This is a genomic window from Luteibacter sp. UNCMF366Tsu5.1, from assembly GCF_900119235.1.
Taxonomy (GTDB): domain Bacteria; phylum Pseudomonadota; class Gammaproteobacteria; order Xanthomonadales; family Rhodanobacteraceae; genus Luteibacter; species Luteibacter flocculans.
On sequence record NZ_FPIS01000002.1, the window covers coordinates 951,125 to 975,682 of the forward strand.

Annotated in this window: 22 protein-coding genes and 3 tRNA genes; 18 read left to right on the plus strand and 7 right to left on the minus strand. The window is 64.8% G+C overall.

Annotated elements, in window-relative coordinates; genetic code table 11:
• Positions 1 to 245 precede the first annotated feature (245 nt).
• Both dinB and BT115_RS13390 read left to right on the plus strand, forming a co-directional pair.
• Positions 246 to 1,433 (plus strand): DNA polymerase IV, encoded by a 1,188-nt coding sequence (gene dinB, locus BT115_RS13385; RefSeq protein ID WP_072323058.1) that lies wholly within the window; start codon positions 246 to 248, stop codon positions 1,431 to 1,433.
• 132 nt (positions 1,434 to 1,565) lie between these two features.
• On the plus strand, positions 1,566 to 1,922 hold the full coding sequence (locus BT115_RS13390; RefSeq protein ID WP_072323215.1) for a PilZ domain-containing protein: 357 nt from the start codon (positions 1,566 to 1,568) through the stop codon (positions 1,920 to 1,922).
• Between the two features lie 97 nt (positions 1,923 to 2,019).
• Here the strand turns inward: BT115_RS13390 and BT115_RS13395 are convergent, their stop codons facing one another.
• Positions 2,020 to 3,708: an AMP-binding protein gene (locus BT115_RS13395; RefSeq protein ID WP_072323216.1), complete on the minus strand. Its 1,689-nt coding sequence runs from the start codon at positions 3,706 to 3,708 to the stop codon at positions 2,020 to 2,022.
• 126 nt (positions 3,709 to 3,834) lie between these two features.
• Between BT115_RS13395 and BT115_RS13400 the strand changes: the two genes are divergently transcribed.
• On the plus strand, positions 3,835 to 4,266 hold the full coding sequence (locus BT115_RS13400) for a hypothetical protein (RefSeq protein WP_072323059.1): 432 nt from the start codon (positions 3,835 to 3,837) through the stop codon (positions 4,264 to 4,266).
• A gap of 66 nt (positions 4,267 to 4,332) precedes the next feature.
• On the opposite strand, the gene acnA is transcribed toward BT115_RS13400, so the two are convergent.
• On the minus strand, positions 4,333 to 7,077 hold the full coding sequence (acnA, locus tag BT115_RS13405; RefSeq protein WP_072323060.1) for an aconitate hydratase AcnA: 2,745 nt from the start codon (positions 7,075 to 7,077) through the stop codon (positions 4,333 to 4,335).
• 222 nt (positions 7,078 to 7,299) lie between these two features.
• Here acnA and BT115_RS13410 point away from each other — a divergent pair, with 222 nt between their 5' ends.
• Positions 7,300 to 8,241: a LysR family transcriptional regulator gene (locus BT115_RS13410; protein WP_083527483.1), complete on the plus strand. Its 942-nt coding sequence runs from the start codon at positions 7,300 to 7,302 to the stop codon at positions 8,239 to 8,241.
• A gap of 32 nt (positions 8,242 to 8,273) precedes the next feature.
• Here BT115_RS13410 and hflD read toward each other — a convergent pair whose 3' ends face one another.
• Genes hflD through BT115_RS13425 form a run of 3 tightly spaced genes read right to left on the minus strand, consistent with a single transcriptional unit; the run spans position 8,274 to position 10,503 of the window.
• Positions 8,274 to 8,900 carry a high frequency lysogenization protein HflD gene (gene hflD, locus BT115_RS13415; protein ID WP_072323062.1) on the minus strand — a complete coding sequence of 209 codons (627 nt, stop codon included), beginning with the start codon at positions 8,898 to 8,900 and terminating at the stop codon, positions 8,274 to 8,276.
• Entirely contained in the window at positions 8,897 to 10,018 is a 1,122-nt protein-coding gene (gene mnmA / locus BT115_RS13420; protein WP_072323063.1) for a tRNA 2-thiouridine(34) synthase MnmA, read from the minus strand. The genes hflD and mnmA overlap by 4 nt, the downstream gene beginning before the upstream one ends.
• Positions 10,015 to 10,503 carry an NUDIX hydrolase gene (locus tag BT115_RS13425; protein ID WP_072323064.1) on the minus strand — a complete coding sequence of 163 codons (489 nt, stop codon included), beginning with the start codon at positions 10,501 to 10,503 and terminating at the stop codon, positions 10,015 to 10,017. The genes mnmA and BT115_RS13425 overlap by 4 nt, the downstream gene beginning before the upstream one ends.
• A 119-nt stretch (positions 10,504 to 10,622) precedes the next feature.
• On the opposite strand from BT115_RS13425, the gene clpS reads away from it, so the two are divergent.
• Both clpS and clpA read left to right on the plus strand, forming a co-directional pair.
• Complete coding sequence (gene clpS, locus BT115_RS13430) at positions 10,623 to 10,955, plus strand: ATP-dependent Clp protease adapter ClpS (RefSeq protein WP_072323065.1); 333 nt, start codon at positions 10,623 to 10,625, stop codon at positions 10,953 to 10,955.
• 78 nt (positions 10,956 to 11,033) lie between these two features.
• Positions 11,034 to 13,301, plus strand: coding sequence for an ATP-dependent Clp protease ATP-binding subunit ClpA (gene clpA / locus BT115_RS13435; protein WP_072323066.1), 2,268 nt, complete (start codon positions 11,034 to 11,036; stop codon positions 13,299 to 13,301).
• Positions 13,302 to 13,451: 150 nt separating this feature from the next.
• Here clpA and infA read toward each other — a convergent pair whose 3' ends face one another.
• Both infA and BT115_RS13445 read right to left on the minus strand, forming a co-directional pair.
• Positions 13,452 to 13,670, minus strand: coding sequence for a translation initiation factor IF-1 (infA, locus tag BT115_RS13440; protein WP_072323067.1), 219 nt, complete (start codon positions 13,668 to 13,670; stop codon positions 13,452 to 13,454).
• 103 nt (positions 13,671 to 13,773) lie between these two features.
• On the minus strand, positions 13,774 to 14,049 hold the full coding sequence (locus BT115_RS13445; protein ID WP_072323068.1) for a polyhydroxyalkanoic acid system family protein: 276 nt from the start codon (positions 14,047 to 14,049) through the stop codon (positions 13,774 to 13,776).
• A 130-nt stretch (positions 14,050 to 14,179) separates the two neighbouring features.
• Between BT115_RS13445 and BT115_RS13450 the strand changes: the two genes are divergently transcribed.
• The 12 genes from BT115_RS13450 (at position 14,180) to BT115_RS13510 (ending at position 24,540) form a co-directional block, all read left to right on the plus strand.
• Positions 14,180 to 14,947 carry an FHA domain-containing protein gene (locus BT115_RS13450; protein WP_072323069.1) on the plus strand — a complete coding sequence of 256 codons (768 nt, stop codon included), beginning with the start codon at positions 14,180 to 14,182 and terminating at the stop codon, positions 14,945 to 14,947.
• Between the two features lie 40 nt (positions 14,948 to 14,987).
• Positions 14,988 to 16,073, plus strand: coding sequence for a 3-phosphoserine/phosphohydroxythreonine transaminase (serC, locus tag BT115_RS13455; RefSeq protein WP_072323070.1), 1,086 nt, complete (start codon positions 14,988 to 14,990; stop codon positions 16,071 to 16,073).
• 79 nt (positions 16,074 to 16,152) lie between these two features.
• Positions 16,153 to 17,253 carry a prephenate dehydratase gene (gene pheA, locus BT115_RS13460; RefSeq protein ID WP_072323071.1) on the plus strand — a complete coding sequence of 367 codons (1,101 nt, stop codon included), beginning with the start codon at positions 16,153 to 16,155 and terminating at the stop codon, positions 17,251 to 17,253.
• Complete coding sequence (gene hisC / locus BT115_RS13465; protein WP_072323072.1) at positions 17,250 to 18,362, plus strand: histidinol-phosphate transaminase; 1,113 nt, start codon at positions 17,250 to 17,252, stop codon at positions 18,360 to 18,362. The genes pheA and hisC overlap by 4 nt, the downstream gene beginning before the upstream one ends.
• On the plus strand, positions 18,359 to 19,663 hold the full coding sequence (gene aroA, locus BT115_RS13470) for a 3-phosphoshikimate 1-carboxyvinyltransferase (RefSeq protein WP_072323073.1): 1,305 nt from the start codon (positions 18,359 to 18,361) through the stop codon (positions 19,661 to 19,663). Before hisC ends, aroA begins: the two co-directional genes overlap by 4 nt.
• 61 nt (positions 19,664 to 19,724) lie before the next feature.
• Positions 19,725 to 20,507, plus strand: a complete 783-nt coding sequence (kdsB, locus tag BT115_RS13475; protein ID WP_072323074.1) for a 3-deoxy-manno-octulosonate cytidylyltransferase — start codon at positions 19,725 to 19,727, stop codon at positions 20,505 to 20,507.
• A gap of 209 nt (positions 20,508 to 20,716) precedes the next feature.
• Entirely contained in the window at positions 20,717 to 22,540 is a 1,824-nt protein-coding gene (gene uvrC / locus BT115_RS13480) for an excinuclease ABC subunit UvrC (RefSeq protein ID WP_072323075.1), read from the plus strand.
• Between the two features lie 51 nt (positions 22,541 to 22,591).
• Positions 22,592 to 23,209 (plus strand): CDP-diacylglycerol--glycerol-3-phosphate 3-phosphatidyltransferase, encoded by a 618-nt coding sequence (pgsA, locus tag BT115_RS13485; protein WP_072323076.1) that lies wholly within the window; start codon positions 22,592 to 22,594, stop codon positions 23,207 to 23,209.
• Between the two features lie 38 nt (positions 23,210 to 23,247).
• A tRNA-Gly gene (locus BT115_RS13490) sits at positions 23,248 to 23,323 on the plus strand.
• A 77-nt stretch (positions 23,324 to 23,400) separates the two neighbouring features.
• A tRNA-Cys gene (locus tag BT115_RS13495) sits at positions 23,401 to 23,474 on the plus strand.
• Between the two features lie 49 nt (positions 23,475 to 23,523).
• Positions 23,524 to 23,607, plus strand: a tRNA-Leu gene (locus tag BT115_RS13500).
• Positions 23,608 to 24,276: 669 nt separating this feature from the next.
• On the plus strand, positions 24,277 to 24,540 hold the full coding sequence (locus BT115_RS13510; protein WP_072323078.1) for a hypothetical protein: 264 nt from the start codon (positions 24,277 to 24,279) through the stop codon (positions 24,538 to 24,540).
• The last annotated feature ends 18 nt before the right edge of the window (positions 24,541 to 24,558 follow it).

The following is a 24,558-nucleotide window of genomic DNA, read 5'->3' on the forward strand; positions in this document are numbered from 1 at the left end:
CCTCGCTCGGCATGCCACGCATCGTCGCCGACGAGCGGAAGGCATGGCCGCTGGACACCCCAGGAGGGTCACCGTCTGTGAAGAGGACCGTCGGGAGCAGTGCGCGGCCGGCTCCAAAGTACGGACCGGCGAGGGCGCGACGCCCGAATAAGTTCACCCGATGCGACACAGGGTATCGCCTGTGCCCGTGCAAGTCCAGCGGCTGCACTGCCGCCGGTTCACGGCCTTGCGGCACAATAGCGGCTATGCAGCCGGCCCAGCGCGCGATCATCCATGTGGACATGGACGCTTTCTACGCGTCCGTGGAGGAGCTGGACGACCCGTCCCTGGTCGGGAAGCCCGTGATCGTGGCCGGCCTCGGCCGCCGTGGCGTGGTCTCCACAGCCAATTACGAGGCGCGCAAGTACGGCGTCCGTTCGGCGATGGCCACCGCGGAGGCGCGTCGGCGCTGCCCGGGAGGGGTCTATATCTTCCCCCGCCACGACCGCTACCAGGCCATATCGAACGTGGTGTTCGGTGTATTCGCCGAGGTCACGCCAATGATCGAAGGGCTGTCCTTGGACGAGGCGTTCCTCGACGTGACCGCGAGCCTGCGGCTGTTCGCCTCGATCGAGGCCATCGGGCGCCGAGTGAAGGACGCCATCCGCGAGCGCACCGGCCTTAACGCCTCAGTAGGCATGGCGCACAACAAACTGCTCGCCAAGCTCGCCAGCGAATTGTCCAAGCCCGACGGTTTCTTGCACATCGGCCCCGAGGAAGCCCAGGGCTATCTCGATCCACTGCCGATCGGTCGGATGTGGACGGTCGGCAAGGTCGCGGAGGAGGCGCTGCACAAGGTGGGGATCCGCACGATCGGCGACCTGCTTCGCGCCGATGCGTGGCGCCTTAACAAGGCCGTCGGCGAACGCCACGCCGCGCAGCTACGCGAACTGTGCCGGGGAGAGGATCGGCGGCCGGTGGTTACCGACGCCCCCGAAGTCTCCATCGGGTCGGAATGGACCTTCGAATACGACCTGGAAGAACTGGGCATCGCCGAGGCTTGGCTGCTGCGCCAGTGCGAGAAGGTCGGTGCCCGTGCCCGGTCGCGTGGGGTCCAGGCGCGTACGGTGTCCGTCAAGCTGCGCGAACCGCCGTTCACCACGCACAGTCGGCAGGCTCAACTGCCCGTTCCCGGCAATGCCACGCCCGAGATCTATGCCGTGGCACGACGCTTGCTTCAACTTTGGTGGAACCAGCATCCCCGGCCAAGGCTACGTTTGCTCGGTGTGGCCTTGTCGGGCTTCGACGCCCGGCATGGGGATGAGCAGCAGGATATGTTCGCCGCCCCCGTCTCGAAAAAGCGATCCGACGGCGTGCAGGATCTGATCAACGGGCGCTTCGGCGCCGGGGCGCTGGTTCGTGCGGGTGTACTGAAAACGCGCGACGGCGAATGAATGAGCCCATTGGGCGGGGAACCCGGACTGCGCTAATGTGTCCGTTTGTGACACGGAAGGTAACCTGGGCGAGGTGCGGTCATGCCGGTCATGACGGGCAAGGACGGTATTTCAGGATGGTTGGAGAAGCTGATGTCGAACGACAAGGATGATCAGAACACGCGATACCGCCATGCCCGCATGCGCGTGAGGACCGCTGTCCTCATGAGCCGGGGCGGTGAGGCGCATCCCACAGACTTGGTGGACATCTCGGCCACCGGCGCCTTGCTGCGCCGCCCTCTCGGCTGGCGCGGCGAGCCCGGCCAGACATGGATCCTCGACATGATCTTCGGCCACGACCTGCACATCCATGTGGAGGCGTCGGTGGCCCGCGTGTCGGCCCGGCAGATCGGGATGGAATACACCCTCATCCCCGAAGACAAGCAGGCCTCGCTGTGGGAGCTGCTCGGCGGCTATGCCGACACGCTGGAGACCTGGAAGGACGAGTAAGCCCGGCGCCGCGCTTGACTGGTGGGAGCCAGCCTGCTGGCGATGGGTGCTTGTCGCGTGCATCCATCGCCAGCAGGCTGGCTCCCACCCTTTTCTATCAGGCCTGCTTTTTCTTGCGTTCTTCGTCGCGCAGCTCGCGACGCAGGATCTTGCCGACGTTGGTTTTCGGCAGGGTGTCGCGGAACTCGATGTGCTTCGGCCGCTTGTAGCCGGTGAGGTTCTCGCGACAGAACTCCTTCAAGGCATCGACGGTGAGCGACGGGTCCTTGCGCACCACGAACAGCTTCACCACTTCGCCGGAGTGTTCGTCGTCCACGCCGACGGCAGCGACTTCGGCCACGCCCGGGTGGTGCATGACAATGTCTTCGATCTCGTTCGGGTACACGTTGAAGCCCGAGACCAGGATCATGTCCTTCTTGCGATCGACGATGTAGATGTAGCCGTTGGCATCCATCTTCGCGATGTCGCCGGTGCGCAGCCACCCCTCGGCGTCGAGTACCTTCGCGGTTTCCTCCGGCTGGCCCCAGTAGCCCTTCATCACCTGCGGGCCCTTGATGCAGAGCTCGCCGGCTTCTCCGACCGGTAGCACGGTGCCGTCTTCGGCCCTGATCTGCACGTAGGTGGACGGAATCGGCAGGCCGATCGAGCCGTTGTATTCCTTGAGGTCGAGCGGATTGATGCAGGCGGCGGGCGAGGTCTCGGTGAGGCCATAGGCTTCCGAGAGCGTGACGCCGGTGGTCTTCTTCCAGCGCTCGGCGACGCTACGCTGCACCGCCATGCCACCGCCCAGCGACAGGTGCAGGCGCGAGAAGTCGAGGTCGGCGAAACCGGGCGTGTTGAGCAGGCCGTTGAACAGCGTATTGACGCCCGTGATGGCCGTGAACTTCTCTTTTGAAAGCTCCTTGACGAAGCCCTTCATATCGCGCGGATTGGTGATCAGCAGGTTCATCGCGCCCATGCGCGTGAAGACGAGGCCGTTCGCGGTCAACGAGAAGATGTGATACAGCGGTAGCGCCGTGACGATGATCTCTTCGCCCGCCTTCGCGGCGCCGCTGATCCAGGCGTCTGCCTGGAGCATGTTCGCGATCATGTTGCGGTGGGTGAGCATCGCACCCTTGGCCACACCCGTGGTGCCGCCGGTGTATTGCAGGAAGGCGATGTCGTCGTGCCCGATGTCCACGGCCGGCATGGGATGTGCCTTGCCGCGCTCCAGTGCAGCGCGGAAGCGCACGGAACCGGGCAGGTTGAAGGCCGGTACTTCCTTGCGGATGTTCTTCACCACGAAGTTGATGATGTTGCCCTTCGGGAAGCCCACCATGTCGCCGACCGCGGTGGTGATGACGTGCTGGACCTTGGTGCCATCCAACGCGTGTTGCGCGGTGGCGGCGAAGTTGTCGAGGACGACGAGAGCCTTCGCGCCCGAATCTTCCAGTTGGTGATGCAGTTCGCGGGTGGTGTACAGCGGATTCGTGTTCACTACCGTCAGGCCGAGACGCAGCGCACCGAACAGCGCAATCGGATACTGCAGCAGGTTCGGCAGCATGATCGCCAGGCGGTCGCCTTTCTTCAGCCCGAGTTCGCCGGAAAGAAAGCCCGCGAAGGCCCGGGACAGTTCGTCGATCTGCCCGTAGGTGAGAACCTTGCCGAAGTTCTTGAACGCGGGGCGCTCACGAAATTTCTGAAAGGACTCTTCGAGAACGGCCGCAATGGAGCGGAATGCGTTGACGTCGATGTCGGCGGGAATGCCGGCCGGATAGTGGTCAAGCCACGGACGCTCAATGCTCATGAATCGGACGAACTCCAGAAAGTGACGTTCGTACGGCGCATCGTCGTACGATCGCGGCATTGGAGCATACGCGCGCGTACAGCGGCAAGCCGCGCCGCAGCGCGCCGACACGGGGAGAAGACACCGATGTGGAAGGCCGGAACCATGCTGCTGTGCCTCGTTTTCGCCGGGATGGTCGGCTGCAGGCACACGCCGGACGAGGAACAGGTACGGGCCGCCGTGGCGGCGACGACCGAAGCGGCGGAAGCGGGCAAGGCAAGCGACGCGGTGGCGGCGCTCAGCGAAGATTTCGACGGTAACGGTGGGCAACTGGATCGGCAGTCGCTCTCCCAACTCATTCGCGGCTACGCGCTGCGCCGTCAGGCGATTCACGTGTTGATGGGGCCGATCACCACGGAGCGGCGAGGCGAGCGGATGGTCGCGACATTTACCGTCACGTTGACCGCCAGCGCGGGCGTCCTCCCCGACGACGCGGGTGCATACACCGTCGAAACCGGTTGGCGAAAGGAGAGCGGCGAGTGGCGCTGCTTCACGGCCACATGGAAGAAAGCCTTGTAACGCCGCACGAGAGACAGGCACAAAAAAAACGCCCCGGTGTTACCCGGGGCGTTCTGTGGAGGCCTCTTACGCCGCCTTCGCCAACTGGCGGAGCACGTACTGCAGGATGCCGCCGTGACGGAAGAACTCGCGCTCCTTCGGGGTCAGCAGCAGCACCTTCACGGTGAACTCCTTGACCGAACCGTCCGGACGCGTGGCCTTGACCGTCGCACGCTTTGCTTCGCCGCCTTCCAGGCCGGTGATGTCGAACACTTCGTCACCCTTGAGGCCCAGCGACTGCGCGTTCTCGCCTTCGAGGAACTGGCAGGGCAGGACGCCCATGCCGACGAGGTTGGAGCGGTGGATGCGCTCGAAGCTCTCGGCGATGACGGCCTTAACGCCCAGCAGCAGCGTGCCCTTGGCTGCCCAGTCACGCGACGAGCCGGTGCCGTATTCCTTGCCGGCGAGGACCACCAGCGGCGTGCCGTCGGCCTTGTACTTCATGGCGGCGTCGTAGATCGCCATCTGCTCGCCGGTCGGGATGTACTTGGTGTAGCCGCCTTCGACGCCATCCAGCATCAGGTTCTTGATGCGGATGTTGGCGAAGGTGCCGCGCACCATCACGTCGTCGTTGCCGCGGCGCGAACCATAGGAGTTGAAGTCCTTCGGCTCGACACCCTTCGAGATGAGGAAGCGGCCCGCCGGGCTGTCCTTCTTGATCGAACCGGCCGGCGAGATGTGGTCGGTGGTGATCGAGTCACCGAAGATGCCCATGGCACGCGCGCCGTGGATGTCCTCGATGGTGCCGGCCTCGGCACTCATGCCGTCGAAGTACGGCGGGTTCTTGATGTAGGTCGAATCGTCCCAGGCATAGGTCTTGCCGTCCGGCGACGCGATCTGGTTCCAGCGGCTGTCACCCTTGAACACGTCGGCGTAGGTTGCCTTGAACATCTCCGGACCGATCGAACTGGCGATCAGGTCGGAAATCTCCTGGTTGGTCGGCCAGATGTCCTTGAGGTACACCGGCTGACCGTCGCTACCCGTGCCGATGGCGTCCTTGGTCAGGTCGATGTTGAGCGTGCCGGCCAGGGCGTAGGCGACCACCAGCGGCGGCGAGGCCAGGTAGTTCATCTTCACTTCCGGATGCACGCGGCCTTCGAAGTTGCGGTTGCCCGAGAGCACCGACGCCACGGCGAGATCGCCCTCGGCGATGCCCTTGCTGATCTCGACCGGCAGCGGACCCGAATTGCCGATGCAGGTGGTGCAGCCGTAGCCGACCACGTAGAAGTTGACCTTCTCGAGTTCCTTCAGAAGGCCGGTCTTCTCCAGGTATTCGGTCACGACCAGCGAGCCTGGGCCGAGCGACGGCTTGACCCACGGCTTGGAGGTGAGGCCGCGCGCAGCCGCCTTCTTCGCCACGAGGCCGGCCGCGATCATCACGGCGGGATTCGAGGTGTTGGTGCACGAGGTGATGGCGGCGATGACCACCGAGCCATCGTTGATGCGGAACGACTTGCCGTCCTTCTCGACGAGCACGCCGTCGTCGCCGACCTTGTTGCCTTCGTTGCCGACAGCGGTGCCGCCGCCTTCACCGTCGAAGCGAGCCACGTCGCCGTTCTTCGGCTTGCGGTTGGTGGTCAGCGGGCCGACGGCGTCGAGGAAGCTCTGCTTCACACCTTCCAGCAGCACGCGATCCTGCGGACGCTTCGGACCGGCCAGCGACGGCTTCACGTCGGCGAGGTCGAGTTCGAGCACGGTGGTGAATTCCGGCTCCGGCGTGTTGGCGTCGTGCCACATTCCCTGCGCCTTCGCGTAGGTCTCGACGAGGGCGATCTGCGCTTCGTCGCGGCCGGACAGGCGCATGTAGTTCAGAGCTTCCTGGTCGATCGGGAAGATGCCGCAGGTGGCGCCGTATTCCGGGGCCATGTTGGCGATCGTGGCGCGATCGGCCAGCGGCAGGTTCTGCAGGCCGTTGCCGAAGAACTCGACGAACTTGCCCACGACGCCGAGCTTGCGCAGCATCTGGGTCACGGTGAGGACGAGATCGGTGGCGGTCACGCCCTCCGGCAGCTTGCCGGTCAGGCGGAAACCGACGACCTGCGGGATCAGCATCGACGACGGCTGGCCCAGCATGGCTGCCTCAGCCTCGATACCGCCCACGCCCCAGCCGAGCACGCCGATGCCGTTGATCATCGTGGTGTGCGAGTCGGTACCGAACACCGTGTCGGGATAGGCAAACGATTCGCCATTGACTTCATTGGTGAAGACGACGCGGGCGAGGTTCTCCAGGTTCACCTGGTGAACGATGCCGGTGCGCGGCGGCACGACCTTGAAGTTGTTGAAGGCCTTCTGGCCCCAGCGCAGGAACGAGTAACGTTCCTGGTTGCGCTCGAACTCGATCTCGACGTTCTTTTCCAGCGCGGACTCGGAGCCGAACGCATCCACCTGCACCGAATGGTCGATGACCAGTTCGGCCGGGGCGAGCGGATTGATGCGGTTGGGGTCGCCGCCGAGCTTGGCGACGGCGTCGCGCATGGCGGCCAGGTCGACCACGCAGGGCACGCCGGTGAAGTCCTGCAGCACCACGCGCGCGGGCATGAAGGAGATCTCGGTATCCGGCTCGGCCTTGGCATCCCACTTGGCGACGGCCTCGATTTCCTTCGAGGTGACGTTCACGCCGTCTTCCTGGCGGAGCAGGTTCTCCAGCAGGATCTTCATCGAGTAGGGCAGGCGCTTGATGTCGAACTTGTCGCCGAACTTGGCCAGGCTGGCGATGGTGTGGCGCTTGCCGTTGACTTCGATACTGTCTCGGACCGAGAACGAGTCTTTCATGCTGTACTCCTGGCGTGCGTGCTTAGCTGGGGAGGCCGGGCGGCCCGGGACGGACCGCCAAAGGCGTCGATTATCGCGCAGTCTGCCGTGGGAGCGCGACCGGCTGAGACCGGCAGCGGCTAGAATGGCCGATTCGTGGCGCAGACCACGCGAATCTCGGCGGCGAAAGGATGAGGGCGGCGGGACATGGGCGCAAACGCATTTGATGGCACGCAGCGTTCGATGATTTCGATGGCCTTGTCGTCGGTGTCGCTGCGCGACCTCGCGCTGGTCCAGGCCGTGGCGCGCGAGGGCAGCTTCAACAGCGCGGCCCGGGCCATGTACATCAGCCCGTCGGGCCTTTCGCACCAGGTGCAGAAGGTGGAGCAGGCGCTGGGCGCCCCGCTGTTCGAGCGCGGCGGCCGGCGCGTGGTGCCTACCGCCAGCGGGCAGCGGTTGCTCGGCTATATAGAAGACGTGCTGGCGTCCGCCGAGCATCTGGAGCACGCCGCCCGCGCCGGGCACGTCGCCTTCGGGGGTGAGCTTCGTCTGGGCGTGCCCTCGACCCTGGGTCCGTATCTGCTGCCGCACTTCATCGAACCGTTCCCGCAGCGTTTCCCCGGTGCGCGGTTGACCATCTCGGAAGGCAAACCCCGCGGCCTGCTGCGTCGTCTGCAGGAAGGCGAACTCGATGCCGTGCTGGCCCCGCCCGTTGCGACCGTGACCGGCCTGGAATCGACGGCGCTGTTCTTCGAGCCCTACGAACTCATGCTGCACACCGGGCATGCGTTGGCGGGCAGGGCGTCGATTCGCCTGGCGGAACTGGACGCCGCGGAGGCGACGCTCATGGCCGAGAGCCACGGTCATGGCGTCTCCGATCTGGGCATGGCCGGTTCGGCCCGGCCCGAGCGCATCCAGGACCTCAGCATCGAAAGCCTTGCCACGCTGGTGGCCTTGCGCGGCGGCTATACGCTCGTGCCGATCCTGGCTCATGAGCGGCTGGGGTCGATTCCCAACGTCGTACTGGCCGCGGTGGAAGACGCGCGGCCCGGCCGGCACATCTCTCTTTACTGGCGCAGTGCCACGCCGTGGCACGACGACCTGGCGCGCTTCGGGGATCTTCTGCGAACGCTGGCCGAAACCATCCCGGGGCTGGACGCGGCACTGCCTCAGACGGCCGCGTAGTCACGCTTGTCGCGAGCGCCGGGACGCTCGCCTCAACCGCCGTCGTCGAGTGTCGAGCCCGTCAGCAGACCGCGCGCCAGCATGGCGCATTGCTTGCGATAGACCAGCAGTTGCCACTGGCGACCGCCGAGCTGGTTCCACAGCACTGCCGAACGTACCGCCGCAAGAAGCGACGCGCGCACGCGGTCCACGTTCGCCTTCTGCTGCAGGTGCGCGGGCGTACCGGTGACCATCACCCGTGGCTTCAGGGTGGACAGCGTGGACGTGTAGAGATCGGCGAGGCGCGCGGCCACGTTGGGGTGCGTGATGCCGAAATGTTCGACCTGCCGCTGGGCACCGACGATGCCCTCGCGCAGGCGATCGACCAGGCCGCGCTGGCGCGACAGCGCACGTTCCAGGCGAAGTACGGTGACTGACATGCGCATGACCGCCACGTCGCGGGTCTGGTCCTCGAACTGCGCCACCAGCGTGCGCAATCCGCGGCGCACGCCGCCTACACCGCCGTACACGGAGGCCACGGAATCGGCATCGATGCGAAAGACGCTGGCGATGCTGGCCTCGAACGCCGCCTCATCGCAGCGGCCGTCGGTCGCCAGTTGCTGGGCGAGGGCGGCGCCCTGGAAAACACCCGCCAGGGCGAGCACGCGTTCTTCGTTCATTCGGAAAACTCGGGGGAAGGGGGAGGAGCCAGACCGCCGTAGGGAGCGTCGGTGGCAGCGATCACGGCACCGCCCAGGCATACCTCGCCGTCATACAGCACGACCGACTGCCCAGGTGTCACGGCGCGCTGGGGTTCGTCGAACGACACCTCCAGGGTGTCGCCGCGAACCACGACAGTGCATGCCTGGTCGGCCTGGCGGTAACGCGTCTTGGCGGTGCAGCGGAACGAAAGGGCGGGCGGTTCGCCAGCGACCCAGGTGGCGTCGGTCGCTGAAAGCCGTGTCGATTGCAGCCAGCGGTTCTCTCCGCCCTGCGCGACGACAAGCGTGTTGCTGGCGACATCCTTGCCCACCACGTACCAGGGCTCGTTCGGCGCGTCGGCTCGGCCACCGATGCCGAGGCCGTTGCGCTGGCCGAGTGTGTAATACATGACGCCCTGATGCTCGCCGATGACACGGCCATCCGGGTCGATCATCGGGCCGGGCCTGGCGGGAAGGTAGTGCGAAAGGAACGAGCGGAAATCCCGCTCGCCGATGAAACAGATGCCTGTCGAATCCTTCTTCGCGTGAGTCGGCAAGGCCGCTTCGCGGGCCATCTCGCGCACGCGCGGCTTTTCGATCTCGCCGACCGGGAACAACGTGGCGGCCAGTTGTTCCTGGCCCAGTGCATGCAGGAAATAGCTCTGGTCTTTCGCGGCATCGACGGCGCGCAGGAGGCGATAACGGCCGTCGCGTAAATCGACGCGGGCGTAGTGGCCGGTGGCGATCTTTTCCGCGCCGAGCGCTCGTGCGTGCTCGAGGAAAGTCTTGAACTTGATCTCGCGATTGCACAGCACGTCGGGATTCGGCGTGCGCCCCGCGGCGTATTCCGCGAGGAAATAGGCGAACACGCCGTCCCAGTACTCGCTCGCAAAATTTCGCGCATGGAAGGGGATGCCCAGGCGGCCGCAGACGGCAACGGCGTCCTTGCGATCCTCGTCGGTGGTGCATGGGCCGGAGCGGTCGTCTTCCTCCCAGTTCTGCATGAACATGCCTTCCACCTCGTGCCCGGCTTCCCGGAGCAGGAGTGCGGCAACCGAGGAGTCCACGCCGCCGGAGACGCCGAGAATCACTTTCACGAGGCGACCCCGGGCAGCAGGCTCGACACCGTGTCCAGTGGCAGGCGCCGGCCGTCGAGCCAGGCGTCGATGGTGAGCAGAATCAGCGGCGTGCGCAGACGGTCGCCGAGCGCCTCGATCTCGTCGCGCCGCAGCCACAGAGCGCGGCGGATACCCTTGTCCAGCGGCAGCATCTCGTCGTGGGAGAGGACATGGGCCGAAAAGCCGAAACGCAGAACCTGCTCGCCATGCTCCGAACTGGTCCACTGCCACACCCCGAGGAAGGCGTCGAGCGCGACGCGGTGGCCGGTTTCCTCGAGGGTTTCGCGCACCGCCGCGGCCTGCAACGTCTCGCCCGGATCGAGGTGACCTGCAGGCTGGTTGTAGGCAATACGACCGCCAACTTCCTCCTCGACAATGAGAAAACGGTCGCCGCGCGCGACCACGCAGGCCACCGTCACCCGGGGGCACCACACGTTTTCGGTGGAGGAGCTGGTCGGCGTCATCGGCTTAAGGGGATAGGGCTCTGGAAAAAGGCCTATTGTGCCATCACCTGTGGGAATCGACCGGAAAGTGGCCCGGCTTCCGGTGTATAAACGACTCGCGTATCGAAGGCTTCAAATTAATGTCCCAAGAACACGAACACGATCAGGAAAGCGAACGCGGGCACGGCCTCGCCATTGAGACGGCCCGTCCCGACACTGCCAGGCCGCCGCTGTTTCAGGTCGTCCTGCTGAACGACGACTTCACGCCGATGGATTTCGTGATCGAGGTATTGCGCAGTTTCTTCGGCATGGACCAGGAGAGGGCGGTACAGGTGATGCTTCATGTTCACACGCGAGGAAAGGGCGTCTGCGGCGTGTTCACTCGCGAGGTGGCAGAAACCAAGGTGACTCAGGTCAACGAGTACTCACGGTCTCATCAGCACCCGCTGTTGTGCACTATGGAAAAGATGTAGCCGATCCCCCATCTGGAGTTCATGCGGCATTGAAAGGGGGCTCGCCCTCGCCGCCCACAGCTATCGGAGACGGTCCGTATGTTCAGCAAGGATCTCGAAGTCACCATCGGGCACTGCTACAAGCAGGCCCGTGAGCAGCGCCACGAATTCATGACCGTGGAGCATCTGCTGCTCGCCCTCACGGAGAATACCTCCGCCCTCGCCGCACTGCGGGCCTGCGGCGTCGATTTGCCACGCCTCGCGGCCGATCTCCAGCGGATCATTGCCGAGACGGTGCCAGTGCTGCCGGCCGGCGACGAACGCGATACGCAGCCCACCTTGGGTTTCCAGCGCGTGCTCCAGCGCGCCGTCTACCACGTGCAATCCTCGGGTCGAAAGGAAGTCACCGGCGCCAACGTGCTTGTGGCGATCTTCGGCGAGAAGGATTCGCACGCCGTGTACTTCCTGCACCAGCAGGAAATTACGCGCCTGGACGTCGTGAACTACATCTCGCACGGCATCGCCAAGATTGGCGACGAGTCGGCTGCCGCGGCGCCCAATGCCGAGCGCGACGGTGAGGAAGGCGGGGAAGGCAAGGGCAATCCCCTGAACGAATACGCCTCCAATCTGAACGAGCTTGCCATCCAGGGCAAGATCGATCCGCTGATCGGTCGCCAGGACGAAGTCGAACGGACCATCCAGGTGCTCTGCCGCCGCCGCAAGAACAACCCGCTTTACGTGGGCGAGGCGGGCGTGGGCAAGACCGCGCTCGCCGAGGGTCTGGCCAAGCGCATCGTCGAGGGACAGGTGCCGGAAGTGCTGGAAGACTGCACGATCTGGTCGCTGGACCTGGGCGCTCTGGTCGCCGGCACCAAGTACCGCGGCGACTTCGAAAAGCGCCTCAAGGCGGTGATCGCTCAGCTCAAGAAACAGCCGAACGCGATCCTCTTCATCGACGAGATACACACCATCATTGGTGCCGGTTCGGCGTCGGGCGGCACCATGGACGCCTCGAACCTTATCAAGCCCATGCTCGCCTCCGGCGAACTGCGCTGCATCGGATCGACCACGTTCCAGGAGTTCCGCGGCGTGTTCGAAAAGGACCGCGCGCTGGCTCGTCGCTTCCAGAAGATCGATGTGGTCGAGCCGACCGTGGCCGACTCGATCGAGATCCTGCGTGGCCTGAAGAGCCGCTTCGAAGAACATCACTCGGTGGAGTACACGGGTGAGGCCCTGCGTGCGGCGGTGGACCTCTCGGTCAAGCACATCCCCGACCGTCTGCTGCCCGACAAGGCCATCGACGTGATCGACGAGGCCGGTGCCCGTCAGCGTCTGCTGCCGGAAGAAGAGCGCACCGGCAGGATCGACGTGCCCGAGATCGAGTACATCGTGGCGAAGATGGCGCGCATCCCGGCGAAGCAGGTCTCGGCCTCCGATCGCGACGTGCTGCGCAATCTCGAACGTAACCTCAAGATGGTCGTGTTCGGCCAGGATGGGGCGATCGAGGCGCTGGCGTCGTCGATCAAGATGGCGCGCTCGGGTCTGGGCGATCCGTCCAAGCCGATCGGCAGCTTCCTGCTTGCCGGCCCGACGGGCGTGGGCAAGACGGAGGTTACCCGTCAGCTGGCGATGCAACTCGGTATCGAGATGGTTCGCTTCGACATGTCCGAGTACATGGAAGCGCACTCGGTGTCGCGCCTTGTCGGTGCCCCTCCGGGCTACGTCGGGTTCGACCAGGGCGGCCTGCTCACGGAGCAGATCACCAAGCATCCGCACTGCGTGCTGTTGCTGGACGAGATCGAGAAAGCGCATCCGGACGTCTACAACATCCTGCTCCAGGTCATGGATCGGGGCGTGCTGACTGACACGAATGGACGCGAGGCCAACTTCAAGAACGTGATCATCGTGATGACCACGAATGCCGGCGCACAGTTGGCTTCGCGTCGCGGCATCGGTTTCGTGAAGCAAAACCACGCACCGGACGCGATGGAGACCATCCGCCGCATGTTCACGCCCGAGTTCCGCAACCGTCTCGATGCGATCATCCAGTTCAATGCGCTGGACTTCGACCACATCCTGCGCGTGGTCGACAAGTTCCTGATCGAGCTGGAGACCCAGTTGGCGGAGAAGAAGGTCAGCGTGGACGTGACGCCGGACGCGCGCCGCTGGTTGGCGGAGCACGGCTTCGATCCGCAGATGGGCGCCCGCCCGATGGCTCGCGTGATCCAGGACAAGGTGAAGCGCGCGTTGGCGGACGAGCTGCTGTTCGGCAAGCTGGCCGAAGGCGGCAAGGTCACCCTCTCGGTCGAGGGCGATCAGTTGCACGTCGAAACGGAGTCGGCCGAGCCGGCCACGGCGGAAGCCTAAGGAAGGCAGGCGCCGTCATGGCGGCGGGAAGCCTACGAGAGCTATAGCGGCGAGGCGGTTTCCTCACTGCTATAGCGGCTCCCAGCAATAAAAAAGCCGCGGGCGTTTGCCGCGGCTTTTTTTCGCCTCATGGAGGCGGCGCGAGGCGCCTTACTTCATGCGGTACGTGATGCGTCCCTTCGTCAGGTCGTAAGGGGTCATTTCGACCTTCACCTTGTCGCCTGTAAGGATGCGGATGTAATGCTTGCGCATGCGGCCGGAGATATGGGCAGTGATGACGTGCCCGTTCTCGAGCTGCACGCGGAACATGGTGTTGGGCAGGGTCTCCAGGACCGTGCCTTCCATTTCGATGACGTCGTCTTTTGCCATGTGTTCCGGGTCGACATGAACGGCCGGAATGGCCGCATAAGTCCACTAGTATGCCATAGGGGGCGGTGCGAGGCCACCGGGCGGCGCCCGGTGGCGGCAGGGATCAGCCGAATTGTTCGTCCAGTTTCCGGCGGATCTCGTCTTCGATGGTGCCGCGCAAGGGCGAGAGAAGCATGCCGAGTTCGGCCGTCACGTGGACGTCGGTGGCGGTCACCTCGATGGCGCCCTTCACGCCCGAACGCGCGAAGCTCATGGTGTCGCCGTCCCATTGGCCTTCGGTGCCGAATTTCTCGCTGATGCGAGCAGCAACTTTCTCGACCACCGTGCGGGCGTTCTCGAGGGTCGTTCCATGGGGGCGGCGGATGTCGATCTTTGCCATCGCGGCGGGTCCTTCTGTTCGATGGAGTGGCCAAGTCTAGCAGCGTCCTCGTCACGGACCGATGACGCCTTTGCGTTCAAATAGATACCGCGCTCTGCTAAAGTCGCGTCGTCAACGTCCCGGTTCTTCCATGCGCATCGAATTCGTCAGCTCGGCACGCGGTGATTTCCACTGGTCACGGCCCGTGCTCACGATTGGCCGCGGGGAGGATAACGACCTGGTCGTGTCCGAAACCCAGGTCGCCGCGCGCCACGTCACCATCCACCGGGACCGCCGCGGTCTCGTGTTGCAGGTCGCACCCGAGACGGGGCGCGTGTACGTCAACGCACGACCCGTGCGCGAACGCGCGCTGCTGCGCCCCGGCGACAGCCTTTCCCTCGGTGACTGCCGAATGCTGGTGCGCGATGACGCGGACCTTGATGCCCGGGTGACCGTCGAGCCTACCGAATCGCGTTGCACCGTCGCCTTGCGGCCGGTGGCCGGCCCCTTGTCGGGTCGTGTGGTCGCGGTAGGCGACCGCCTGGAGCTGGGTTCCACCCACGGCGCGCTGCCCCTCGAACTCCCCGGCAACGACGCAGCCTTGCTGACGCTGGCGTGGGAGCAGGGGGATCTGGTGCTCGATGCTTCGCGCGTCCCCGCCCGTCACGCCGTGCGCGTCAACGGGGTGAAGGTGGTGCGAGCCTCGCTGCAACCGGGCGACCAGATCGGTATCGCCGCCCACCGCTTTGTGGTCGATGGCCCCGGTTGGGCCGCGGAACCGGTAGTGATCATGTCGGAGCCGGAGCCCGAGGTCGCCGTGCCGGACGCCGACGCGCCGCGAGGGGACGTGTGGTGGCTGATCGCGACCGCCGCGCTGTTGGCGCTGGGTATCTCCGCAGTGCTTTTCATGCACTTCTGACGGGCATAATCGGCGTTACCTTCCCCACGAAGAGAACGAAGTGAGCAGAGCCTGGAATTTCAGTGCCGGTCCCGCCGCGCTGCCGGAAGCCGTCCTTAAGCGTGCTCAGGCGGAACTGCTCGATTGGAACGGGTCCGGCGCCTCGGTGATGGAGCTGTCCCATCGCGGCAAGCGTTTCATGGAACTTGCCGCGGCGACCGAGCGCCGCCTGCGTGAGTTGCTCGGCATGCCGGACAACTACAAGGTGCTGTTCCTGCAAGGCGGCGCCACCCAGCACTTCGCACAGATTCCGATGAACCTCGCACCCGAGGGCGGCAGCGCCGATTACATCGTGACGGGCGTTTTCAGCCGCAAGGCGGTCAGTGAGGCGGCGTACCACGTGGATGCACGCATCGCTGCCACGTCGGAAGCGAACGATTTCCTCAGTCTGCCGCCGCGCGAGCAGTGGACGCTCAACCCTGCGGCTTCGTACGTGCACTACACGCCGAACGAAACCATTCGCGGGCTGGAATTCCACGACATTCCCGACGTCGGCGACGTGCCGCTGGTCGCGGACATGTCATCCAATATCCTCGGTGCGCCGCTGGACGTCTCGCGCTTCGGCCTCATCTACGCGGGCGCGCAGAAGAACATCGGTCCGTCCGGCCTCGTGGTGATGATCGTTCGAGAGGATCTTCTCGCGCGCCCGCCACGCCCGATGGCGAAGATTCTTCGTTATGCGGAGCAGGCCGCCAACGACTCCATGCTCAATACGCCGAATACCTGGGGCTGGTATCTCGCCGGCCTCACCTTCGATTGGCTGGCGGCAGAAGGCGGGCTCGCCGTGATGGGCGAGCGGAACGCGCGCAAGTCAGCGCTGCTGTATGGCGCGATCGACAGCTCGAATGGTTTCTATCGAAACGATGTGGAGCGCGCTGCACGTTCGCGTATGAACGTGTCATTCGTATTGCACGACAGCGCACTGGATGCGCTTTTCCTCACCGAATCGGAAGCGGCCGGTTTCATTGGCCTCAAGGGACACAAGGCCGTGGGTGGCATGCGCGCGTCGCTTTACAACGCCGTGCCCGAAGCCGCTGTGGAAGCGCTGGTGCAATTCATGCGGGACTTTGTGGCCAAGCACGGTTAAAGTCGGAAGTCGCCGCGCTGCAGCATGCATGCGCGGCGATAACCGTTTCAACTGCAACCACTTAGCCGCCTGGACGTCCATGAGCAAGACCCCCGCCGATAAACAAGCCACGCTGGCCGAGGCGCGTACGCGCATCGACAGCATCGACCAGCAACTGCAGTCGCTCATCAGCGAGCGTGCCCGTTGGGCGCAGCAGGTCGGCCGGGCCAAGGGCCCGTTGAAGGCGGCGGTGGAGTATTACCGACCCGAACGCGAGGCCCAGGTCCTGCGCGGCGTGATCGATCGTAACGACGGTCCGCTGCCGAATGCGGAACTCGTGCGACTGTTCCGCGAGATCATGTCGTCGTGCCTTTCGCAGCAGCAACCGTTGAAGATCGGTTTTCTCGGGCCGGAAGGCACGTTCAGCGAACAGGCGGTGCGCAAGCACTTCGGTCACGCTGCCTACGGCTTGCCGCTGGGCAGCATCGAAGAGGTCTTCCAGGAGGTCGCGGCCGGTAACGCCGACTTTGGCGTGGTACCGGTCGAGAACTCGGGGCAGGGCATGATCCAGATGACCCTCGACATGTTCCTCGTGTCGAAGGCCACCATCTGCGGCGAAGTCGAACTGCGCGTTCATCAGAACCTGCTTTCGCTGAGCGGCGAGTTGAAGGACGTGAAGCGCATCTACTCGCATCCGCAGTCGCTGCAGCAATGCCAGGGCTGGCTGCGCGTGAACCTGCCGAATGTGGAGCGCGTGCCGGTGTCCAGCAACGCCGAAGCAGCACGTACGGCGCGGCTCTCGCCCGAGTCGGCCGCCATTGCGGGCGAAACGGCCGGGCGTGTGTACGGCCTGAAGACGGTGGCTGGTCCGATCGAGGATCGCTCCGACAACACCACGCGGTTCCTCGTGATCGGTCGCTCCATCTTTCCCGCGTCGGGCAATGACCGCACGTCGCTGCTGGTCTCCGTGCGCGACAAGCCCGGTGCGCTTTACGACGTGCTGAGCCCGCTGGCGCGTCATGGCATCAGCATGAATCGCATCGAGTCGCGACCGGCACATACCGGCAAGTGGCAATACGCGTTCTTTATCGACGTGTCCGGCCACGTGGACGACGAGGCCGTGCAGGCCGCGCTCGAAGAAATGAAACCTGCCGCCGCCGACGTGCGTGTACTCGGTTCCTATCCTGTCGCCTTGCCATGACTCTTGAATTCGATGCTGCCGCGCTCGCCAATCGGGCGACGTCGGCGCTCCGCGCCTACGATCCCGGCCACGATCTTCCGGCGCTGCGCCTGCGCTTCGGCGAGATGCTGTCCGAACTGGGTTCCAACGAGAATCCCCTGGGGCCGAGCAAGTCGGCGCTGCGCGCGGCCAATCGTGCGATCGAGGAAGCCTGGCGCTATCCCGACCCGCTCGGCGCGTCGCTGAAGCGGAAGCTGTCCGACGAACTGGGTGTGCCGTTTGCAGGCATTACCCTCGGCAATGGCTCGCATGAGCTGTTGATGCTGATGGCACAGTGCTTCGCGGACGAAGCGCATCCGGTCGTGCATTCGCAGTACGGCTTTGCGGTGTTCCCGATTGCCGCGGCCGCGGCGGGCGCACCGGCCGTCGCGGTGCCTGCGCTGCCTGCCGATCATCCGGAAGCACCGTACGGGCACGACCTCGCCGCCATGGCGGCGGCTGTCACGCCTGCGACGCGGCTCGTGTATCTCGCCAATCCGAACAATCCGACCGGCACCTGGTTCACCGACGCCGCGTTGGAAGACTTTCTTGAGCGGATTCCGCCGCAGACACTCGTGGTGGTCGACGAGGCATATCACGAGTATGTGGATGCCGAAGGGTTGAGCACGGCGTTGCATCTGCTGGGGCGGTTTCCGAACCTCGCCGTTACACGCACGTTCTCCAAGGCATATGCGCTTGCAGGACTGCGCATCGGTTACATGCTCAGCCATCCTTCGGTGGCGGCGGTGTGCGAGCGTCTGCGCGAATCGTTCAACGTCAACGGTGTGGCGCTGGCCGCCGCCGAGGCAGCGCTGGGCGACCACGAGCATCGCGCGCACGTGCGCGCCACCAATCGCCGTGATCGCACCTGGCTCGCAGGGGAACTCACGGCGCGCGGTCTGCGCGTGCTGCCGTCGCAGACGAATTTCTTGCTCGTCGATCTCGGCGATGACGCCACCGCTTTCGAGGCGCATCTCTTTGAACGCGGCGTCATCGTGCGCCCGATGATCGGTTACGGATTGCGGCACACGCTGCGCATAAGCGTCGGCAGCCGTACAGAACTGGAACGCCTGCTGGAGAACCTGCCGTGAGCCGCATCGATTGGCGTAGTTCCGCGGGCGGTCCGCTGCGCGGCGAGATCGTCGTGCCAGGCGACAAGTCCGTTTCGCATCGTGCGCTGATGTTCGGCGCCCTTGCCGAAGGCGTTACGCGGATCCGTGGGTTTCTCGAAGGCGAGGACACACGGGCCACAGCCGCCATCCTCGGTCGACTCGGCGTACGTTTCGAAACTCCGGCACCGGGCGAGCGTGTCGTGCATGGTGTGGGCCTGCATGGGCTTCGCGGCAGCAGCGAACCGCTCGACTGCGGCAATGCCGGCACCGGCATGCGCTTGCTCGCCGGACTGCTTGCCGGACAGGCGTTCGACTCCACGCTGATCGGCGACGAGTCGCTTTCACGGCGCCCCATGCGACGGGTCACCGATCCGCTGGGTTTGATGGGTGCCGTCATCGATACGAATGACGGCAAGCCGCCGCTGCGTATCCATGGCGGCAGGACGCTGCACGGTGTGACCTATGAGCCGCCCGTCGCCAGCGCGCAGATCAAGTCGGCCTTGCTGCTGGCGGGTCTCTACGCCGAGGGCTTCACCGAGGTGGTGGAACCCCATCCGACCCGTGACTACACGGAAAGCATGCTGCGCGCCTTCGGCTGGCCGATCGACTACGCTCCCGGACGCGCCCGGTTGGAAGGCGGGCATACGCTGCGCGCGGTGGACGTCGACGTGCCGGCGGACTTTTCGTCGGCGGCCTTCTTCATCGTGGCCGCCTGCATCGTGCCGGGCTCCGAGCTTCGCCTGAAAGCAGTGGGTCTGAACCCGCGACGCACCGGCTTGCTGGCGGCCCTCGAACTCATGGGCGCCGACATCGCCGTGGAGAACATGCGTAGCAGCGGCGGAGAAGACATCGGCGATCTGGTCGTGCGCTACGCACCGCTGCACGGCGTGGCGCTGCCCCTGGACATCGTGCCGGACATGATCGACGAGTTCCCCGCATTGTTCGTCGCGGCGGCGACGGCCGATGGCATGACGACCATTCGCGGTGCAGCCGAGCTGCGCGTGAAGGAGTCGGATCGCATCGCCAGCATGGCTCATGGCCTGAAGGCCTGTGGCGTGAAGATCGACGAGTTGCCGGATGGCGCGATCATCCAGGGGGGGGGCATCGGTGGCGGCACGATCGACAGCCATGGCGATCATCGTATTGCGATGAGTTTCGCCGTGGCGGGGCTGCTCGCGTCCGCACCGATCGTTATTGGCGACTGCGCCAACGTCGCGACCTCGTTCCCCGGTTTTGTCGCTTTGGCGAATGGTGCCGGCTTTCGGTTGGAGGCGGCTTGATGGCGTTCCGTCGGTGACGTCGAGGCGCTAACCTTCGCCTTTCCGTTACCCGGGCGCCGCCATGGCCGAGAAGATCCCTCCGTTCGTCGTTGTCGTGCCCGCACGCTTCGGTTCCACCCGGCTGCCGGGCAAGCCGCTGTTGAAGATCGGCGGTGAATCGATGATTCGCCGTGTGGCGGCCAGGGCAGGGCAGGCGGGGGCGGCGCAGGTGGTCGTCGCCACCGACGACGAGCGCGTGGCCCGCGAAATGAAAGGCTGCGGCGACATCCTCGTCTGCATGACCAGCCCCGACCATGCCTCCGGCAGCGACCGGATCGCCGAAACCGCCCGCCATTTCGGCTGGCCCGAAGACACTGTGGTGGTCAATCTCCAGGGCGACGAGCCCTTCGCACCCGCGGCAGGCATTCGTGCCGTTGTGGCGACCCTGGCCGGGGACGACGCGCCCATGGCAACCCTCGCCACGCCCATCGAGCACGCCGAGGAGCTTTTCGACCCGAACATCGTAAAGGTGGTGCGCGGCGGCAACGGTCGCGCGCTGTACTTCACGCGCGCGCCTGCCCCCTGGGCACGGGATGCGTTCGCGCGCGACCGCCAGGTCCTGCCGCCCGGCGTGCCGTTCCTCCGCCATATCGGCATCTACGCCTACCGCGCGGGTTTTCTGAACAGGCTGGCGGCCCTCCCACGCACGGCGCTGGAACAGGCCGAATCGCTGGAGCAGCTCCGGGCCCTGGAGCACGGCTACCCCATCTCGGTGCGGCAGACGCCCGAACCGTTCCCGCCGGGCATCGACACGCCGGAAGACCTGGAGCGGGCCGAACGCTGGCTGGCTGGGCAGGGGTTGTAGGAAATCCCCTTCCTGCGACCGGGGGTGCCGCCCACACCCTTCCTCGGCTTGCACCGGGCGCGCTCCATGGGGCGCCAACGTAATCTAACCCCGTCGCCACACTGATCCCTACACGGAAGGCGACGCTCCCACGGATGGCCCTCGCCGACATGGCTCCCCCATGTCGGCGTTTTCGCGTCCGTGACCAGCTGACGCGGTAAAATGTCCGGATGGAGCACACCGAGTCGCATCCGTTCGACGGCAAGGCCTTCGTCCGCCACCTCACCACCTCGCCTGGCGTCTACCGCTACTTCGATGCGGAGGACGAGTTGCTGTACGTGGGGAAGGCCGCCAACCTCAAGAAGCGCGTCGGCAATTACTTCCTCAAGCCTCCGATGGACCCACGCATCGCGTCGATGGTCTCGCAGATCGCGCGGGCCGAGGTCACGCTGACCCGTACCGCGGGCGAGGCGTTGCTGCTGGAGTCGCAGCTCATCAAGTCGCTGAAGCCGCGATACAACATCGTGCTGCGCGACGACAAGAGCTACCCGTATATCTATCTGTCGGGTGGGGAAGATTATCCGCGGCTTGCGTTCCACCGCGGTGCCAAGGCCGGGCCGGGTCGCTATTTCGGGCCCTACCCGAGCACGTTCGCCGTGCGCGAGAGCCTCGGCTTGATGCAAAAGCTGTTCAAGGTGCGTCAGTGCGAAGACAGCTACTTCAAGAACCGCTCACGACCCTGCCTGCAGCACCAGATCGGTCGTTGCAGCGCGCCGTGTGTGCGCCTGATCGAGGTGGATGATTACAGGAACGACGTACGCCACGCCGAGATGTTCCTCGAGGGGCGCAGCAGTGCGGTAATCGACGAACTGGCCGTCTCGATGGAAAAGGCGTCGCGGGAACTGAACTTCGAGCGGGCAGCCACGTTGCGGGACCAGGTAGCCGCTCTGCGCAAACTGCAGGCACAGCACTTCGTGCAGGGCGCCAGTGCGGACATGGACGTGATCGCCTGCTGCATGGAAGGCGGTATGGCATGCGTGAGCGTGATGTTCTTCCGCAACGGCGTGAGCCTGGGCTCGCGGGACTTCTTCCCGCGCCTGCCCACCGATGCCTCGGTGTCGGATGTGCTTTCGCAATTCGTGGCGCAGTATTACCTCGATCGTCAGGTGCCACGCGAACTCGTGCTGAGCGATCCGATAGAAGACATGGACGTGCTGGCGTCAGTGCTGTCCGATCATGCCGGCTACACCGTGTCGTTGAAGCCGAGCGTGCGTGGCGAGCGTGCGCGTTTCCTGGAAATGGCTCAGCGCAACGCCAGTGCGGCGCTGACGTCCCGTCTCGCGAGTCGCCACACCTTGCTGGCCCGGTTCGACGACCTGCAAAAGGTGCTCGGTCTGGAGGCCACGCCGCGTCGTATCGAGTGCTTCGACATCAGCCATACACGTGGCGAATTGACGGTGGCATCGTGCGTGGTCTTTGGTCCGGAAGGGCCGGAGAAATCGCATTACCGGCGGTTCAACATCACCGGCATCACTCCGGGCGACGACTACGCCGCCATGCACCAGGCGCTGACCCGCCGTTTCAAGAAGGTGGTCGAAGGCGGCGCCAGGCCCGACATCCTGCTGATCGATGGCGGCACCGGCCAGGTGGCGCAGGCGGTGGACGTGTTGCGGGAGCTTGGGGTGGATGGCATTCGCGTGGTCGGCGTGGCCAAGGGGCCCGGACGCCGCGCAGGCGAGGAAACGCTCGTGCTGGCTGACAGCGGCACCACGTTGCATCCGGGTACCTCGTCGCCCGCGCTGCACCTGGTGGCCGCCGTGCGTGACGAAGCGCACCGTTTTGCCATCAGCGGACATCGCCGTCGTCGCGAGGCGGCGCGCGAACGGAGTACTCTGGAAGACGTTTCAGGCGTCGGTGCGCGTCGGCGCGCTGCGCTGCTCAAGGCGTTTGGTGGCCTCGCCGGTGTGGAAGCCGCGGGCGTCGAAGAATTGATGAGTGTGAAGGGTATTGATCGCGGCCTTGCCGAACGCATCTATGCCATGCTGCACCCCTGATGGACATGGAGACGTCGCGCACGAGCGCCCGTCTCCCGCACCGGCCGACCTATGCGAATCAACCTCCCCACCTGGCTGACCCTGTTCCGCGTGCTGTTGCTGCCGGTGATGGTCATTGTCTATTACCTGCCGTTCCGCGGCGCCAACCTGACGGCCGCCCTGGTGTTTGTCCTGGCTGGCTTCACCGACTGGCTCGACGGCTACCTCGCGCGACGTCTTCAGCTCACCTCGGCCTTCGGGGCATTCCTCGACCCGGTGGCCGACAAGCTGATGGTGGCGGTCACGCTCTTTCTCCTCGTGCAGTCGCATCCCGGCGGGGGCTGGTCGAGCATCCTGATGGCCGTGACGGCCTCGGTGATCGTCGGGCGCGAGATCAGCGTGTCGGCCCTGCGCGAGTGGATGGCCCAGATTGGCGCGCGTTCCAAGGTCAAGGTCGCCTTCCTCGGCAAACTCAAGACCGCGATGCAGATGGTGGCCCTCGTGGTGCTGCTGCTCCAGCACGACGCAGAGACCCTGCGCCTGTATCACATCGGTGAGGCCCTGCTGGTCGTGGCCGGCGTGCTGACGATCTGGTCGGGCCTCGACTATCTCCGCGCCGCATGGCCGAGCCTGCGCGGAGATTCAGACGATGTGACAAAAAGTGAAAAAAAATCGGTGCAAGGTGGTTGACACATTCGGCATCTGATCTAAAATAGCCGGACAACGACGCGGGAATAGCTCAGTTGGTAGAGCACGACCTTGCCAAGGTCGGGGTCGCGAGTTCGAGTCTCGTTTCCCGCTCCAAGTTCTTACAAAACCTCGGACCTCCGAGGTTTTGTTTTTTAAGCGCTACGCGGATACTCTTCGCCTGCGCAAGCGATGGCCGGGTGGCAGAGTGGTCATGCAGCGGACTGCAAATCCGCGTACGCCGGTTCGATTCCGACCTCGGCCTCCATCGCATTCCAAGGCGCACCTGCCAACGCAGTGCGCCTTTTTTTCTTTCCGCCCGGATGGCGAAACCGGTAGACGCAAGGGACTTAAAATCCCTCATCCGAAAGGGTATGTGGGTTCGAGTCCCACTCCGGGCATTAGAAACCCATCCAAGGGCATCCGCAGTAGTCCAGGCGATCACAGTAAGCCATTGTAAACGCAGGCTTTTCTGTATATAGACGTCCATCGCCGTCCGCGTGCATCCAGTCCAGCATGTGAGTAGGGATGTGAGTACAGTCCGCCGGACCCCCTCTCGATGGTTAGCGTTACTCACATGCCCGCACTCACCGATGTTCGCATCCGCGCTATGAAGCCGCGGCCGAAGGTCTAGCGAGTTGCCGATATGCACGGCCTCTGCCTTGAGATCCGCCCAACAGGCGCACGTTCGTGGCGCTTCCGTTATCGTTTCGCCGGCAAGGCAAACATGCTCGACCTCGGCGACTATCCTGCGATGACGTTGCAGGAGGCGCGACGCGAACGAGACAAGCAGCGAGATCTGCTGGCGCGCGGGTCGGATCCTGCCGACGTGCGCAGGCAAGCAAAAGCCTTGGCTCTCGTTGCGGCAGAGGACAGCTTCGAAGCCGTCGCGAGTGAGTGGATCGCCACGAAAAAAAGTGGGCGGCTTCGACGCTTGAAAAGACTCTGTGGCTCTTCGAGAACTATGCGTTTCCGTGGATCGGCAAGCGGCCGCTGGAACCATGCCTCAGTGATGGCACGAACTGGCGAAAGTTCTCTGACCGAAGCATCGCGAGCTAACTAGGTGACGTATGGCAAATAAAAAGTGGGGCACCGCGGCCATGCACAGCATCGCTGCCATCAATTGGAAGAAGCCTTCATGCGAGGTCGCGGCCTACTTCGCCGAGGTCAACGGCGTGAACGTGGCCTACGTGTGCGAGACAGCATTCGAGGATGGGCGCTGGAAGCCGGTGGTGACACCGCGGGCCGATCGCGAGTTGCATTACTACGCCGGCAGCCAGGCCCAGGCCATGTACTTCGCCGAGCGCTACCTCGCTACAACATGCCCGACGTAAATGCTCTGGCTGCGGCGT